This window comes from Chroococcidiopsis thermalis PCC 7203 (assembly GCF_000317125.1).
Lineage (GTDB): Bacteria > Cyanobacteriota > Cyanobacteriia > Cyanobacteriales > Chroococcidiopsidaceae > Chroococcidiopsis > Chroococcidiopsis thermalis.
The window spans coordinates 1393145-1406806 of the sequence record NC_019695.1; the positions used below are offsets into that span (position 1 = coordinate 1393145).

17 protein-coding genes are annotated in these 13662 nt (G+C 42.8%); 9 read left to right on the forward strand and 8 right to left on the reverse strand.

Going from position 1 to position 13662, the window contains the following annotated elements:
- Nucleotides 1-124: 124 nt before the first annotated feature.
- From CHRO_RS06165 to CHRO_RS31695, 3 genes are all read right to left on the reverse strand, one after another.
- Nucleotides 125-436, reverse strand: a complete 312-nt coding sequence (locus tag CHRO_RS06165) for a carbon dioxide-concentrating mechanism protein CcmK (protein WP_041462378.1) — start codon at nucleotides 434-436, stop codon at nucleotides 125-127.
- A gap of 227 nt (nucleotides 437-663) precedes the next feature.
- Nucleotides 664-1128 carry a rhodanese-like domain-containing protein gene (locus CHRO_RS06170; RefSeq protein WP_015153326.1) on the reverse strand — a complete coding sequence of 155 codons (465 nt, stop codon included), beginning with the start codon at nucleotides 1126-1128 and terminating at the stop codon, nucleotides 664-666.
- A gap of 219 nt (nucleotides 1129-1347) precedes the next feature.
- Nucleotides 1348-1485 carry a hypothetical protein gene (locus CHRO_RS31695; RefSeq protein WP_181824281.1) on the reverse strand — a complete coding sequence of 46 codons (138 nt, stop codon included), beginning with the start codon at nucleotides 1483-1485 and terminating at the stop codon, nucleotides 1348-1350.
- 21 nt (nucleotides 1486-1506) lie between these two features.
- On the opposite strand from CHRO_RS31695, the gene mutL reads away from it, so the two are divergent.
- Complete coding sequence (mutL, locus tag CHRO_RS06175) at nucleotides 1507-3369, forward strand: DNA mismatch repair endonuclease MutL (RefSeq protein WP_015153327.1); 1863 nt, start codon at nucleotides 1507-1509, stop codon at nucleotides 3367-3369.
- A 20-nt stretch (nucleotides 3370-3389) separates the two neighbouring features.
- Here the strand turns inward: mutL and CHRO_RS06180 are convergent, their stop codons facing one another.
- Nucleotides 3390-3905 (reverse strand): GNAT family N-acetyltransferase, encoded by a 516-nt coding sequence (locus CHRO_RS06180; RefSeq protein ID WP_015153328.1) that lies wholly within the window; start codon nucleotides 3903-3905, stop codon nucleotides 3390-3392.
- A gap of 248 nt (nucleotides 3906-4153) precedes the next feature.
- Between CHRO_RS06180 and CHRO_RS06185 the strand changes: the two genes are divergently transcribed.
- Complete coding sequence (locus CHRO_RS06185; protein ID WP_015153329.1) at nucleotides 4154-4546, forward strand: Alr5209 family pentapeptide repeat protein; 393 nt, start codon at nucleotides 4154-4156, stop codon at nucleotides 4544-4546.
- Nucleotides 4547-4558: 12 nt separating this feature from the next.
- Nucleotides 4559-5020, forward strand: coding sequence for a hypothetical protein (locus CHRO_RS06190; RefSeq protein ID WP_041462379.1), 462 nt, complete (start codon nucleotides 4559-4561; stop codon nucleotides 5018-5020).
- A 23-nt stretch (nucleotides 5021-5043) separates the two neighbouring features.
- On the opposite strand, the gene CHRO_RS06195 is transcribed toward CHRO_RS06190, so the two are convergent.
- Nucleotides 5044-5499 (reverse strand): hypothetical protein, encoded by a 456-nt coding sequence (locus tag CHRO_RS06195; protein ID WP_015153331.1) that lies wholly within the window; start codon nucleotides 5497-5499, stop codon nucleotides 5044-5046.
- Between the two features lie 192 nt (nucleotides 5500-5691).
- Nucleotides 5692-7254, reverse strand: coding sequence for a phytoene desaturase family protein (locus tag CHRO_RS06200; protein ID WP_015153332.1), 1563 nt, complete (start codon nucleotides 7252-7254; stop codon nucleotides 5692-5694).
- 488 nt (nucleotides 7255-7742) lie between these two features.
- Here CHRO_RS06200 and CHRO_RS06205 point away from each other — a divergent pair, with 488 nt between their 5' ends.
- Nucleotides 7743-8654, forward strand: a complete 912-nt coding sequence (locus CHRO_RS06205) for a DUF1338 domain-containing protein (RefSeq protein WP_015153333.1) — start codon at nucleotides 7743-7745, stop codon at nucleotides 8652-8654.
- A gap of 258 nt (nucleotides 8655-8912) precedes the next feature.
- On the forward strand, nucleotides 8913-10205 hold the full coding sequence (locus tag CHRO_RS06210) for a glutamate-cysteine ligase family protein (RefSeq protein ID WP_015153334.1): 1293 nt from the start codon (nucleotides 8913-8915) through the stop codon (nucleotides 10203-10205).
- 95 nt (nucleotides 10206-10300) lie between these two features.
- Here the strand turns inward: CHRO_RS06210 and CHRO_RS06215 are convergent, their stop codons facing one another.
- Nucleotides 10301-11224, reverse strand: a complete 924-nt coding sequence (locus CHRO_RS06215; RefSeq protein ID WP_015153335.1) for a LysR family transcriptional regulator — start codon at nucleotides 11222-11224, stop codon at nucleotides 10301-10303.
- Between the two features lie 187 nt (nucleotides 11225-11411).
- Between CHRO_RS06215 and CHRO_RS06220 the strand changes: the two genes are divergently transcribed.
- The 3 genes from CHRO_RS06220 to CHRO_RS06225 all read left to right on the forward strand — a co-directional run bounded on the left by CHRO_RS06220 (nucleotide 11412) and on the right by CHRO_RS06225 (nucleotide 12428).
- Nucleotides 11412-11699: a hypothetical protein gene (locus CHRO_RS06220; protein WP_015153336.1), complete on the forward strand. Its 288-nt coding sequence runs from the start codon at nucleotides 11412-11414 to the stop codon at nucleotides 11697-11699.
- Between the two features lie 36 nt (nucleotides 11700-11735).
- Nucleotides 11736-11903, forward strand: coding sequence for a hypothetical protein (locus CHRO_RS31700; protein ID WP_015153337.1), 168 nt, complete (start codon nucleotides 11736-11738; stop codon nucleotides 11901-11903).
- A gap of 252 nt (nucleotides 11904-12155) precedes the next feature.
- Entirely contained in the window at nucleotides 12156-12428 is a 273-nt protein-coding gene (locus CHRO_RS06225) for a hypothetical protein (RefSeq protein ID WP_015153338.1), read from the forward strand.
- 2 nt (nucleotides 12429-12430) lie between these two features.
- Here the strand turns inward: CHRO_RS06225 and CHRO_RS06230 are convergent, their stop codons facing one another.
- Nucleotides 12431-13093 carry a class I SAM-dependent methyltransferase gene (locus tag CHRO_RS06230; protein ID WP_015153339.1) on the reverse strand — a complete coding sequence of 221 codons (663 nt, stop codon included), beginning with the start codon at nucleotides 13091-13093 and terminating at the stop codon, nucleotides 12431-12433.
- A 109-nt stretch (nucleotides 13094-13202) separates the two neighbouring features.
- Here CHRO_RS06230 and CHRO_RS06235 point away from each other — a divergent pair, with 109 nt between their 5' ends.
- Nucleotides 13203-13631 (forward strand): hypothetical protein, encoded by a 429-nt coding sequence (locus CHRO_RS06235; protein WP_015153340.1) that lies wholly within the window; start codon nucleotides 13203-13205, stop codon nucleotides 13629-13631.
- The last annotated feature ends 31 nt before the right edge of the window (nucleotides 13632-13662 follow it).

Consider the following 13662-nt stretch of genomic DNA (forward strand, 5'->3'; position numbering starts at 1 on the left):
TATTTTGACAGAGCGAAAGCATTTTGTGTCATCTCTTCTTTGTCAATAGATATTTATTCCTAATTTTGACAATAAGCTCTGACAGGCGATCGCGTCGCGCCCTCACTTTTTATTGCCAGTCGCCTTAAAACGTGCGGAACTGCTCTACTTTTTGAGTGTATTGAATTGGTAATACCGTTTCTATGTTTTCTGTCGGGTTGGGAATGATGTAGTGAGCGATGACTTGAGCCCCAAACACTTCTTCAGCAGCCGCAATTCCCGCTTCTACAGATCTATTAACCTCTGCTACTTTACCGCGAACCGCGACTAAAAACTCTCCCTTTTCGGCAATCCCATAGTAAACAAGGGTGACTTCGCCTGCTTTCACCATTGCATCTGCTGCGGCGAGTATGGCTGGAAAACCCAAAGTTTCAATGACTCCTACTGCTGCTGGCACGATCGCGACTCCTAGATCAATTGCATCAATGCATTTTATTGTAAGTGCCGCGATCGCAAAATTGACGATTGGCGATCGCCCAAAGCTAGATGATAAAGATCCCACCGCGAAAAAACTCCGAGATGGGATTGGTTTGCTATTCAGAGTCGATTAAATTTCTAACGCTCTTTTGATGTTCTACGTAAGTAGCTTCGTCTTTTTTTAATTCCGGCTTCTGACTTCTTACACTAGTTATCTCTAAGGTTTTTCTGCGTATCCGTATGATGTTGTAACTGAGTTACAACATTGTATACTTCCTGATCTTTTGGTGCTTGAGACTCAACAATCCCTTCTGTAGGACCTGCGATCGCCTTCCATGCAGGAAAACCGCCTTTAAGTTCCGATACATGCTCAAATCCTGCCGACCGGAGACTTTGAGCAGCTTCAGCAGTTTGCTCGTCTGTTTCACCGTAAACGTAGATATCGCGGCTCGGAGCTAAGGAAGATTTTGCCCGTTCAGCTAAACTTTCCATTGGCATGGGCATAGCTCCCATGATATGACCGTCGTTATATGCGTTTCGAGGGCGCACGTCAAGGATGGTAAAAGCAGGTTCTCCCCATTCCAAGCGCGATTTCAGTTCGTGTACGCCCGACTGAGCTTTAATCGGAGGCTCAGGTGGAATCACCCCTTGCATAAGATTATCTTTATCCATTAGGCTTCCTCTCTTTACAAAACTAACAGCAATGTACCAAGGAAAACAAACCAAAACGCTCTTTCTTTAGCAAGAACTTTTCTACATTCATTCTAAAGATAGAATCATGGAAAACATTTACTAGCGACTTCTCTTCATTTAGAAGTAGAATCTACGGCATAGATAACAGCCAGTATTGCGAACCAAATTGGAGCTAATTCGCTATTTAAGCTAATAAAATCATACTTCGCCACCCTTGAGAAATAATCCCAGAAAATATTCATAAAAAGGGGTAAGGGAGGTAATTGGTAGTGCATCAAACACTTCTGGCTTCCGAATTCCGAATTCCGAATTCCGAATTCCGACTTGTCTCCTCACTCCTCCGATAGACTAGATCTTATGAAATCTGGGATTCTACCTTTACCTACTGAGGTCGTACATTTAATCGCGGCTGGAGAAGTTATCGATTCTCTGGCTGCTGTCGTGCGGGAACTCGCAGAAAACTCTCTAGATGCTGGAGCAACGCGGGTAGTTATTTATCTCTATCCGCAACAGTGGCGCGTTCGCATTGCCGATAATGGCTGTGGCATGGATTTGGAGAATTTACAAGCGTGTGCTACTGCCCATAGCACCAGCAAAATTCGTAGCTGTGAAGATTTGTGGCAAGTTACGAGTTTGGGATTTCGTGGCGAGGCGTTACATAGTTTGGCTCAACTGGCTGAATTAGAAATTTTGAGCCGTGCTGCTGAGACTGGTGAGGGATGGCGCGTGAGATACTGCGATCGCGGCGAAGTTCTAGAGACAGAAACAGTGGCGATCGCTCCTGGTACAGTCGTCACAGTCTCTAATTTATTTGCAAATTGGGCAGAACGCCGTCAGGGAATGCCTTCTCTGAGTCAACAAACCAGAGCGATCCAAAATACAATTCAGCAAATTGCCCTGTGTCATCCTCACGTCACCTGGCAAGTCTGGCAAGACGATCGCGAATGGTTTACCCTCTCCCCAGGAGCAACTACCCAGCACTTAATCCCACAAATTCTACGCCAAGTCAGTTTGAGCGATTTGCAATATCTTAAGGTTGAAGTGCCAACTCCTTTTGAGGGAGCAGGGAGCAGGGGAGCAGGGGAGCAGAGGGAGAATTTAATTCCGAATTCCGAATTCCGAATTCCAAATTCTCACTATTCATCCCTTCAATTGGTTCTGGGTTTACCGGATCGCTGTCATCGTCATCGTCCAGACTGGGTGAGGGTGGCAGTGAACGGTAGAATGGTGAAGTTTGCAGAATTGGAACAAACAATCTTTGCGGCGATGACACGGACGTTACCCCGCGATCGCTATCCAGTTTGTTTTCTCCATTTGAAAGTTGCGCCGTGGCAGATCGATTGGAACCGCCAGCCAGCGAAAACCGAAATTTACCTACATCACCTGAGTCATTGGCAAGAACGCACGGCAAGTGCTATAGAACAAATACTGCGGCTCAATAGTAACAGCGTGTCGGACTCGGCTCATAATACACGAGTTACTCAACTCATTAAAGTTGCGGAAGAAAAAGGCGTATATAGTACGAGTCGGGCGATCGCACAGGGAGACAAGGGAGACAAGGGAGACAAGGAAGACAAGGGAGACAAAGAAGTTGAGGGGGGATCGACTCTACACCCTACACCCCACAACGCCAGTTGCTTTAACGGAGGGAACCTCCGCAACGCACTGGCTCCCCTACACCCTTTTCTGAAAGCGATCGCCCAGGTACACAACATGTATATCTTGGTAGAACATCCTGGTGGGATGTGGTTGGTGGAACAGCACATCGCCCACGAACGAGTATTGTACGAGCAACTGTGCGATCGCTGGCAACTCGTCCCCCTAGAACCGCCAGTGATTCTGAATCATCTTTCGCTGGCTCAAATAGCTCAATTACAGCGTTTGAATTTAGAAGTCGAACCGTTTGGCGATCGCTTGTGGGCAGTCCGTAGCGCCCCTGCAATGCTGGTACAGCGCGACGACTGCGCCGATGCCTTAGTAGAACTAAGTTTAGGTGGCGACTTACAAGCGGCTCAAGTTGCGACTGCTTGTCGCTGTGCCATCCGCAACGGTACGACTTTGAGTTTAGAAGAAATGCAAACGCTACTCAATCAATGGCAGCGTACCCGCAACCCCCGTACCTGTCCCCACGGTCGCCCAATTTATTTATCGTTAGAAGAATCGGCTTTATCGCGTTTTTTCCGCCGTCACTGGGTGATTGGTAAAAGCCACGGAATCTAAGCAAGTGTTTTGCTTCATTCTTAAACGCAATCGAACAAAGATGGATACTTCACCATCCCGCTAACTCCATTTAATGCCCCAGGTACGAGTTCCAGTACCATAAATGCTTCATCTGGAACAGAAAAAGGCGATCGCAATCCTCGATCGATCGCAGGCACAAAACCAAAGCGACTGTAGAAGTTCGGACGACCCAGAACTATCACAATTTTGTATCCTAAAATCTGACACTGTTTCAACCCTGCTCTGACAAGTTGAGAACCGACACCTTGATTTTGAAACTGAGGCAGAACAGCTAATGGAGCCAAAGCTAATGCTATCACATCACCTTGAGGACTAACGATCGCAATTTCGCTAAATAAAATATGCCCGACGAGGCGATCGCTGTCAATTGCTACCAAAGATAGAGCAGAGTTAAAATTAGGTAAATAGCGAATACTTTCGACTAATTTCGCTTCATTCTCTTGACCAAACGCAAGTCGATTAATCTCGAAAATACCATCATATTCTATAAAATTCTCAGAACGAACTATTCTCATAAGTTCCATTTAAACAAAACATAATATAAGTCAATTATTCCCAACGCAGCACTCCTTGCTATCTCTCTATCTTTCATTTCCGTAATAAAATGTAAACATCCTAATTACTCTTTGCGCCTACTCTTCGAGAACGCTCCGCGTATGCGTCTTTGCGCGACATAATTCTTCCAATTCCAAACTACAAATAGTTCTATTGTGTCCTTAAACTAGAAATAAAACCTTTAACTCCAAAATTGTTAGATTTGCTTATGTCTGAAGCCATCCCCAACTCCATGACTGATGTAGCCGAACTCCTCAACCAATATGCGGCTGGAAAACGAGACTTTACAAGCATAGAACTTGGTGCAGTCGATCTTAAAGCTACCGATTTGAAGGGCGCAGACTTAAGTTATGCCGAACTAAGTGGAGCCGATCTAAGTGGCGCAAACTTGAGAGGAGTAGACTTAAGCTATGCTAACCTCAACGAAACTAACCTCAATGGAGCCAATTTACGCGGAGCAATTCTAATTGGTACAGATTTACGTCACGCCAAACTCGAAACAGCAGACTTACGCGAAGCAGATTACGACCCCGATACCACCCACTTTCCCCCAGGATTTGACCCCATACAAGCAGGAATGCGATCGGATCGCCCCAGCTAATGTTCATCAGTAATGACAAATGACCAATTACCAATCATCAAGGAGATAATCGTGGATCTACAAGGTAAAAAGAGAATTGAAGCTGCTTTAGCGATTGCGGGTTATGCTGCTAGTGGCGGTGCTGTATCGGCTCTCCCTTCTCCAGGCGCAGAAATGCCAAAACAGTTTGTCTTAACTGCTGCTGATATTGGCATGTACACATTAATTTGGAAAATCTATTTTGAGGAAGATCTATCGCAGAAAAATCTATTAGAAATATTGGCTGAGTTAGGTATGGTTACTATTGGTGCGGTGGGAACAGCCTATGTCGTTGCTAAAGTTAGTACGGCGATTTTAAACGAAATTAACGATTGGCTAGGACCTGTGGGATGGGGTGTCAAAGCTGCGATCGCAGGTTCTCTATCGAGTTTATTTGGATTGGGTTGGATGCTCTATTGCGATCGTCTATACTCACAAAAAGAAGTAGCTTTTTAGGCTTTAATTTTCAAATTTTACAACTAGGAATTTTTGACTGCTTTAACAGTCACTTTCTTGCGAAGTTTAGGACTTTTATCTCGCTCTCGCAACCATTGTAAAGAGACAATATTTAACAATAACCCATTCACAAATAACAAGACAATCGAAACAATTTGATGCCAAACGATCGGTTGTACCGATAGATCGAAGACGATGTGAATAAAATTTATGACAGTGAACAGAACTGTCAGGCAAAAATGTATGAGTCTATATCGTCTCGAATTATTAAATGCAGTCACTACAATTGCGATCGCTGGTAAGACAAACATGCCTAACATTAACCATGACTCGAATGCCGGCATTTTTCCCTGAGTATCAGGCATCATTACATTTTCACCATAAAGCAGCGGCATTAAAGCTAACTGCGTGTGAAAAACTGTTCCGAATAGAAATACTATCCAAAGAGCAATTATTTTTCCTTGCTTACTGATGCTCATATATCGGGTTTAGGGGTTAGAGGTTAGGACAGTGACCAGTTCGACAACGACTAGCGATCGCAATTAAAAACCTTGGTAACTAGTATCTGATGATTCCTAATAGTACAGACGTTACATGTAACGTCTGTACATTGACAATCGGTCACTGCGTCCATTCTCCCTCCTAACAGCTAACAACCCAGGAGAGATAAACTATCTTTTAATCAACAGCTCAGAAGTGTTAGCTCGATTCCAGACCGATTGACCTGTAATCAATTCAACCGCATCCATACCGTTACCAATGACTCCTGGGACACTGGGATATCCAGCACTAGCACCAACGAAGAAAAGATTTGGCAATTCAGTTGTATATCCTAAACGATTCAAACCGACTTGCTTGGGGATTAACTTCGCACCGTAAATGTTTCCTTGTGGTTGTCCGAGATAATATTCGCTAGTGGTGGGAGTTCCAGAAATCTTCATACGAGTATAAGCATTCACGTCAGGAATCAAATCTCGCACGCTTGTCATCATATCTTGATAAAATTGCCGTTTTTTCGTCTTGTAAGCTTTAAGATCTGTTGAGTGCAACTGTTTAAATGGTTCGTAGGGACACACGGTAGCAATTTCTAATACGTGATGTCCTGGCGGAGCCATACCACCTGCTGGAGATTTCATCGTAGGACAAGAGAGAAAAATCCAAGGATGGTGTAAGTCACCCAGCAATTGTTGGCGATAGGCTTGATTTAAATCGCCATTGGGATAATACCAAATATTCCAATTGCCAATCCCATATTTTTCTGGCTCAAAGCGGCTATCTAAACCTAAATAAATATTAAAAGCACTAGCAGAATATTCGTAACCAGTCAGGCGTTGACGCTCCCGATTACTTAATTCTTCGACAGTTTCCCGCATTAAATGTAATGTTAACTTGGGGTCTAAGTCGCTGATATAAGCACGAGTAGCCTGATAAGTTCTACCTCCAGCAATGACTTTTTGTACTTGACGGTCTTCAACTTCGATATATTCTACGGGAGTTGAAAATTGCACGACGCTACCACCAGAGGTAATGGCTGCAACAATCTCATCAACCAAGTGTTTGAAGTGGTGCTGAGGGTAATAGGCTCCTTCCGAGTAATCCCATACTAAAGAAGTATGAGTAAAAAGCGCAATTTCCTCGGGTGGCAAAGCATAGTCTCCGCTTTGTCCTGCTAATATCGTTTGTAGTTTGGGTGACAAACCGACACGATTGTAGAGATCTTGTAGCGTCCAATTTCGCCTTACAAATAAATTCCAATACTTGGGTAACTTCAACCAATCTGATAGATGGCGATTGTACCAACGGACTTCTTGAACTAAGCTGCGAATCTCTTGGTGTATTTGCTTGATTTCGTCACAATAGCGATTAATTGGTGTGGCTTGCTCTGGAAAAGTTGAGAGCAAACGCTGACGTAGGTTTTCCCAACCTAAAGGAATTTTAAAATCAATTTCTGGAGCAATAACGCGATCGATGCAATCGGGATTGAGGGAAACAAAGGGGACATCCCGCTCAATGTAATTAAGAAATTGCGCGATCGCCTGACCCGAGCCACACTGGGAAATATAGTGAACGTCTGCACAAAATCTATATTCCCCATAATCAAATGTATGACAGCATCCTCCCGCTAAGTAATGCTGCTCCAAAACCACAACTCGATATCCTTGTCGAGTCAAACAAGCGGCAGCTGACAGTCCTCCTAGTCCAGCTCCCATAATGACAAAATCGAAGCTTTCCATATCAGACTCTCCCCGGAATATGTCTACTTTTACACTAAGTAGAAAAGTTGAGAATCTTGTGAGTTTGTTTCAACCGAATGAAGTTAGTTGAACAAATATGTACAAAGTTAAAAGTCAAAAGCCAAAAGGAGCCAGTGCGTTGGGCGGCTCTGCCGACTTAAAGCAACTGGCGTTCAAAATTTGGCTCTTACTATCACCATAACAAATGACAAATGACAAGTGAATGATTAATTATAAAAAAGTTCCGCACTCACCACCATAGAACGTGCGGAACTATATCAGCGCAAAGGCGTAGCATCTACCAGTCACACTACCGTCATTCACAGATGACTCAGATGACTTGATATTTAATATAGAAATAGAATTTGAGGAACTTGTGAGGAAACAGTTGTCAGTGTAGAGACGTTACATGTAACGTCTGTACAAAGTTATCAGTCAGCAGGGTGAACAATGCCCACCTCTTCATCCCCTTCTTCCTTCATGATGTTATGAAAGCTGAAATTGCGCTTCATCTTTGGGATCGGCTCTGGCAACAATACCGTGCTAGAGTCAGCTACGCTCAAGTTTACGAACAAATGATTTTACAAGCAGGTGGTACGGTTGCCAACGACCATATTGCTTTTCGTTCGCTGCGGTTAAATATTGATACGCCCGAAGGAAAACAGAATTTAGGCATTGAGTATTTAGCTAGTGTTGCTGAGGCGTTGGGTTACACAGCAGCGGGAGAATATATTTTTCCAGCACAGAAATTATACGCTCGCCACTATCAACATCCAGAACAGGAACAGTATGACTTACCCAAACTATTTATTAGTGAATTGATTGTAGAAGAATTACCAGAGGCGATCGCATCTCTCATCTATCAAACTGTTAGCGATGCCTCTCTAGGGTGGGCAATGCCCTCTAATGCAACTAATCCAACCGATATAGATCTAATCGTAGATCGGCTCCAAGGCGTATTCACCCGCCCTTGGTCGCCTCCCAAACAATCTGTGGTAGAAGAAGTTAATCGAGTTACCCAATATGGAGCTTGGGTATTATTACATGGATATGCAGTCAATCATTTCACTGGCTATGTCAACCGTCAGCACACTCTACAATATCCAGATATAGAGACTACAGCTAACGGCTTAGCTACTTTGGGAGTACCGATGAAAGCCCAAATTGAAGGTAGCTTAGAAGTTGGTTTGCGTCAGACTGCTACTCATGCAGTGAAAGAGATAGTAACAGTCATAGATGATGTGACTGGAGAATTAATGCAAATTCCTTGGACTTATGCTTATTATGAAATTGCCGAACGCTACCCAGTAGAAGCAGCGGGAAAGAAAGTATTATTCGATGCATTCTTAGGACAAAATGCCCAACATTTATTTGAAATGACGAGGAAGGTATCTTCATAAAAGTAGCCAAAGACAGCGAGAACAATTACGTTTTTGGATGTTAGTTAGCAAAATTGATTTTGCTAATTTAATCGCACTAGCAATCGAGCTTTGCCAACCGGAATATTGGGCTTAACATCATCGAGAGCATTAAATTTACGCCTTAAGAGAGATATTTTAGCTCAAAAGTCAAAGTCTATCTTTGAGATACTTTAAATTATCGACGAGCGTGAAATCATTGCAATAGAGGTAAAAAACTAAATTGTAGAGATTTTAGCCATGACAGAAGCAAAGCGGCGGCTTGGATTTGAACAAGAGTTTTTCCTCGTCGATCGCACTGGGGCAATTTCTCATCGTGCCGATGAATTTTTATCGCGCTGTCAGGCGATCGCAACTGAAAAAGGCAGCAATCCAGATTGTTTTGCACCTGAATGGGTTAAGCATATTGTTGAAATTAATACAAACCCGGTCAATTCAGTTACTGAACTCACTCAAGAGTATTTTAGTAACCTGCAAATAGCAATCCAGGCGGGACAAGAATTGGATTTGAGACTCTATCCCTTGTCTACTTATCCCTTGCACGTCATGCCGATAATTCGTAATAAGTTATGGTATCACGTTCAACTGCGTACCGTAGGTTACGATCGCTTCTTGCACGCAGGCAGGTGTACGGGTACGCACCTACATTTGGAAGTTGAACCAGGGGCGATCGATCCGCGTATAGGAGTATCTTACGACGCTACTTTAGCAGCCAAAGCAGAAATCTTGAATCTCTTCAATCTAGCGACAGCTTTAGACGCTGCACTGATCGCGCTTTCCCGCGCTTGTCCGTTTTACGAAGGACGGGGAATGAATGTTTCAGCGCATACCGTACATTATCGCGGACGAAATATTTTTGGCTGGGAGGGAGTTTACACCAATCTGCAAGCCGTGGGAGGACTTCAGCCTTACGTCCATAGCGTAGAAGAATTAGTAGAGTTGCAGTTTGGGCGCTATCATGCTTGGTTGGAAGCGATGGATCGTGCTGGAGTAGAACGCCATCTGTTTTATGAGGCGGGAGGTAGCATGTTAAAAACGGCATGGAATCGCGTCCGACTCAATAAAATCGGGACGATCGAATTGCGCGGTACAGATAGTAACTATCCCGATCGCGTATTAGCGATCGCAACTTTAGTAAGTAACGCCGCCGCCAGAGTCAGACGCGAGAATTTAACCGTCAGACCAAAAGCAGGCGTTAAGACTTTTCAATTAAAGGGCGATCGGTTAGACGTACCAGAATTTGAATATTTAGATAACGATCTACTCTATACAGCCGTAACCGAAGGAGTGAAAAATCGAGAAGTTAAGGATTATCTCGACTCCATATTTGAATTTGCCACTCAAGACGGTGAAAATATCAATTTATTAACTAAATTTCGTTCCGATCTCGGTGAATATCAAACTACAGAAGCGGAACTGTTACAAGAATTCCAAACCTCCACAGGTGAAATTTCTCTAGATGAAGGACTGAGACTTGTACGCCAGTCGTGCGACAAGTTAGAGCAACAAGTTTTTAGTGTTATTGGTCATTAGTCATTGGTCATTGGTCATTGGTAGTTGACGGTTGACTGATAACTGATAACTTTGTACAGACGTTACATGTAACGTCTCTACACTGATAACTGACCTCACGATGCAAATTTAACCGCAGGTGATTTAACACCCCGCAACACGTCTAAAAAAGTAAATACCGCCGGAGTTAGCAGCGTATTTGCTAGCACAGCTACTCCAATGATTCTTTCTAATGGTACTGGCAAACTACACGCATGTACGGCTGATGGGATTGGTTCTGCTGCTAGCCGTGGCATAATTGTTGCGCCTAAACCTTGTAATACCATGCTGACAACAGTAGAGTCTTCGTTAACTTGGTAAGCAACCTGATGATCGATCCGAATACTTGCGCTTAGCAGGTGGTTGCGAAGCGTGGTAAAACACGCATTATTGGTACTAGGAACGATTAAAGGATAAGCAAATAATTCTTCCCAAGTACACTGATTCTGCCGCAAATTAGCAGATGGTGGTAGTAGAGCGACATATTCATCCCGCAAAATTTCCCAAGTCTCAAATTCCGCACTGGTAGGGAGGTGGGTAAAGCCTACATCAGCTTGACCTTCCCGCAAAGCTTTTTCTACGTCCAAGTGGTCGAAATGTTCTAAGATGTCGATCGCAATTCCTGGACTACGACGGCGAAATTGGGCGATCGCAGACGGTAAGATATGGGTAGCTGCACTCCGTATACAAGCAACTCTGACAGTGCCACTCTGCAAGCTTTTTTCTGATTTGGCTGCTGCAACCATCTCTTCCAATAGCTGCAAGATTTTTTCAGCATAACCGATGACCTGTTCTCCTACAGGTGTGGGAGATGCGCCTTGCCGACCGCGAGAGAATAATAAGATGCCTAATTCATCTTCTAATGATGCGATCGCGTGGCTGACTGCTGATTGAGACAAATCCAAGCGTAAAGCCGCTTCACTAAAATTACCGTATTCGGCTACTGCCAATAATGCTCGCAGTTGGGAGAGTTTGATCTGACTATTGCTAAGCTCTAGCATGGCTTCAACGATAAATGATGAATGAATTTGGCTCAATGCCACCCATTCATAACTTACCTTATTTTCGAGCTATCGATTTTATTCATACAACTATGCATAGATTGCTTTGTCATCAGAATTAGTAGTTGTTAGATTAGATTTGTGCCGCAAAACAAAGACTTATTTTTACTTTCAATTACCTCGAACTATGAAAGCTAATTGCGATTACTTAATTTCCCGTGGAAATGAAACAACTGACCGTAAATCTCACACTAAATTTGTTGTGGCAAAGCCAAACGACTATGCCAAGGTTTCCAAATTTTTTCAGCACTTATTTGCTTGGTTATTTCAAAGCAACGAACTACAAGTAAAGCAACGCCGCGATCGCCAAGGCAATACATGGTGGCAAGCATTCGATCCAAATACAAATGAGTCAACAAGCTTTGGCTCTGAAGCAGAAATGCGTTCTTGGATCGAGCAAAGATATTACCGCTAATTTTGTCAAAAACTGTAATTAATTTAGGAGACGAATATGAGAGATACTTCTTATCAACACACCGATCGCGCACCTGTTAGTCACAGACAGCAAGCCTACAACTTTGCTAAAAAAAGCTATCGTTCCGTGCGGCATCTAATTGTCGAATTCTGGAAATTCAGCAACTATTATGCAGAATATAAAGCCAGAATGAGAGGACAATAAAAGCGCGACCGCACGAAAAATAGATTTCATAACCCCCTCTTTATGCTTTTTTAAAGAGGGTTATCAATTTTTACCTTCTTACCAAAGAAGCAGAAATAAAAAAGCTTAAATTTAACTTTTGAAGAATGATAAAGCCCGACTGCATGAGGAATTGCCTCAACTAAAATCATTGGGTGATTTCCGTACTACAACAGCATCTTGTAGATTACACTTAAGAATAGACCTAACGAAGTTGGTAACTTATCTGTATCTATGGTACTTAACACCCCTAAGTTTCAGCAGGCGATCGAAACGGTAGAAGCTTTATCAATCGACGAGCAAGCAGTGTTGCTAGAAATTCTACACAAAAGACTTTTACAACAACAGCATGAGCAACTGTTGCAGGAAGCCATAGCAGCAGAACAAGATGACGCTCAGGGGAATGTAAAGAGTGATTCAGCCGGAGATTTTTTAGCAGAAGTAGACAATTTTTTACTGAGAATTGCACCTAGAAGTAAATTTAGAAAGGCTGAATCTACTTTCTGAATCTATCGCTTTAATGCTAAAGTCAATCCATCAGAAATTGGTACTAAACTTAAGGCTATTCTTTCATCATGATATAATTTCTCATTGAGCGCTCGAATTGCTTGAGTACTTCGATTTTGAACTTGAAAATTAGCCACATCTCCACCCCAGAGAACATTATCAATTGCAATTAATCCACCAGGACGAACTAATTGAAGCGATCGCTGGTAATAGCAGTCATAATTTTCTTTATCTGCATCGATAAAAGCAAAATCAAAAGATTCTGATTGTCCCGATGCCAATAATCGATCTAGTGTTTCTATTGCTGGCGCTAAGTGCAAATCTATTTTGTTAGCGACTCCAGCCTGCTGCCAATAACGCCGCGCTATATTTGTGTATTCTTTACTCACATCGCAAGCAAATATCTTACCATGAGCAGGCAGCGCTAGAGCCACAGATAAAGAACTATAACCCGTAAATACCCCTATTTCTAAAGTTTTTGTTGCTCCTAACAATTGAACTAGTAAAGCCATAAATTGACCTTGTTCGGGAGCAATTTGCATCATTGCTGCGGGATGATTAGCTGTTTCTTGACGCAACTGAGATAAAATTTCTGGTTCCCGTAGAGAGACAGATAGAAAGTAATCGTAGAGGCGATCGTCTAAACCAAGAGATCTTTTTTGCATAATTGACTGCTCGATAGAGTCATTCACAGTTTATACTAACTCTAGAAAGTTTCATATATCTAGAGTTCATTTGAGTTGCTGTCTCTTGTCGCCCACGAATGCAAGTTCTATGTACCGAAAATTACCGCTCGTTTTAATTGGAATCTTGCTAATATTTCTGACAGCATGTAGTAGCACTCCAATCGTAATCCCAAACGAGCGACTGGTGCAAAAAGCTTTAGCAGTTCAATTATCTCAAATACAACAACAAATCAGTCAGAAACTCCACCTATCTACACCACTTAAACTAGAAATTGATCGCCTGCGAATACAAGAACAGCAACAACTCAAAATTGGAAACTTACCAGCATATCGAATTATCGGAACTTACGATCGCACCTTACAAATTTCTCAACGACGGATAACGCAAGAAAATAATCCATTCGAGGTCTATTTACAACTTCAGAAAGAGGGGAAAACCTGGCGTTTAGCAATTCCTCAAACTACCGATGAAGATAAAATTCAATCCTGGCGTACTTATTTAATTGATGGGTGGTAGTTGGTAGTTGGTAATTGGTAATTGGTAATTG

Coding starts and splice junctions, on each gene's coding strand:
- mutL (WP_015153327.1), top strand. CDS start 1,507: ATGAAATCTGGGATTCTACCTTTACCTACTGAGGTCGTACATTTAATC.
- CHRO_RS06200 (WP_015153332.1), bottom strand. CDS start 7,254: ATGGAAAGCTTCGATTTTGTCATTATGGGAGCTGGACTAGGAGGACTG.
- CHRO_RS06225 (WP_015153338.1), top strand. CDS start 12,156: ATGGTACTTAACACCCCTAAGTTTCAGCAGGCGATCGAAACGGTAGAA.
- CHRO_RS06190 (WP_041462379.1), top strand. CDS start 4,559: ATGACAAATGACCAATTACCAATCATCAAGGAGATAATCGTGGATCTA.
- CHRO_RS31700 (WP_015153337.1), top strand. CDS start 11,736: ATGAGAGATACTTCTTATCAACACACCGATCGCGCACCTGTTAGTCAC.
- CHRO_RS06220 (WP_015153336.1), top strand. CDS start 11,412: ATGAAAGCTAATTGCGATTACTTAATTTCCCGTGGAAATGAAACAACT.
- CHRO_RS06185 (WP_015153329.1), top strand. CDS start 4,154: ATGTCTGAAGCCATCCCCAACTCCATGACTGATGTAGCCGAACTCCTC.
- CHRO_RS06180 (WP_015153328.1), bottom strand. CDS start 3,905: ATGAGAATAGTTCGTTCTGAGAATTTTATAGAATATGATGGTATTTTC.
- CHRO_RS06195 (WP_015153331.1), bottom strand. CDS start 5,499: ATGAGCATCAGTAAGCAAGGAAAAATAATTGCTCTTTGGATAGTATTT.
- CHRO_RS06235 (WP_015153340.1), top strand. CDS start 13,203: ATGTACCGAAAATTACCGCTCGTTTTAATTGGAATCTTGCTAATATTT.
- CHRO_RS06170 (WP_015153326.1), bottom strand. CDS start 1,128: ATGGATAAAGATAATCTTATGCAAGGGGTGATTCCACCTGAGCCTCCG.
- CHRO_RS06210 (WP_015153334.1), top strand. CDS start 8,913: ATGACAGAAGCAAAGCGGCGGCTTGGATTTGAACAAGAGTTTTTCCTC.
- CHRO_RS06215 (WP_015153335.1), bottom strand. CDS start 11,224: ATGCTAGAGCTTAGCAATAGTCAGATCAAACTCTCCCAACTGCGAGCA.
- CHRO_RS06230 (WP_015153339.1), bottom strand. CDS start 13,093: ATGCAAAAAAGATCTCTTGGTTTAGACGATCGCCTCTACGATTACTTT.
- CHRO_RS06205 (WP_015153333.1), top strand. CDS start 7,743: ATGAAAGCTGAAATTGCGCTTCATCTTTGGGATCGGCTCTGGCAACAA.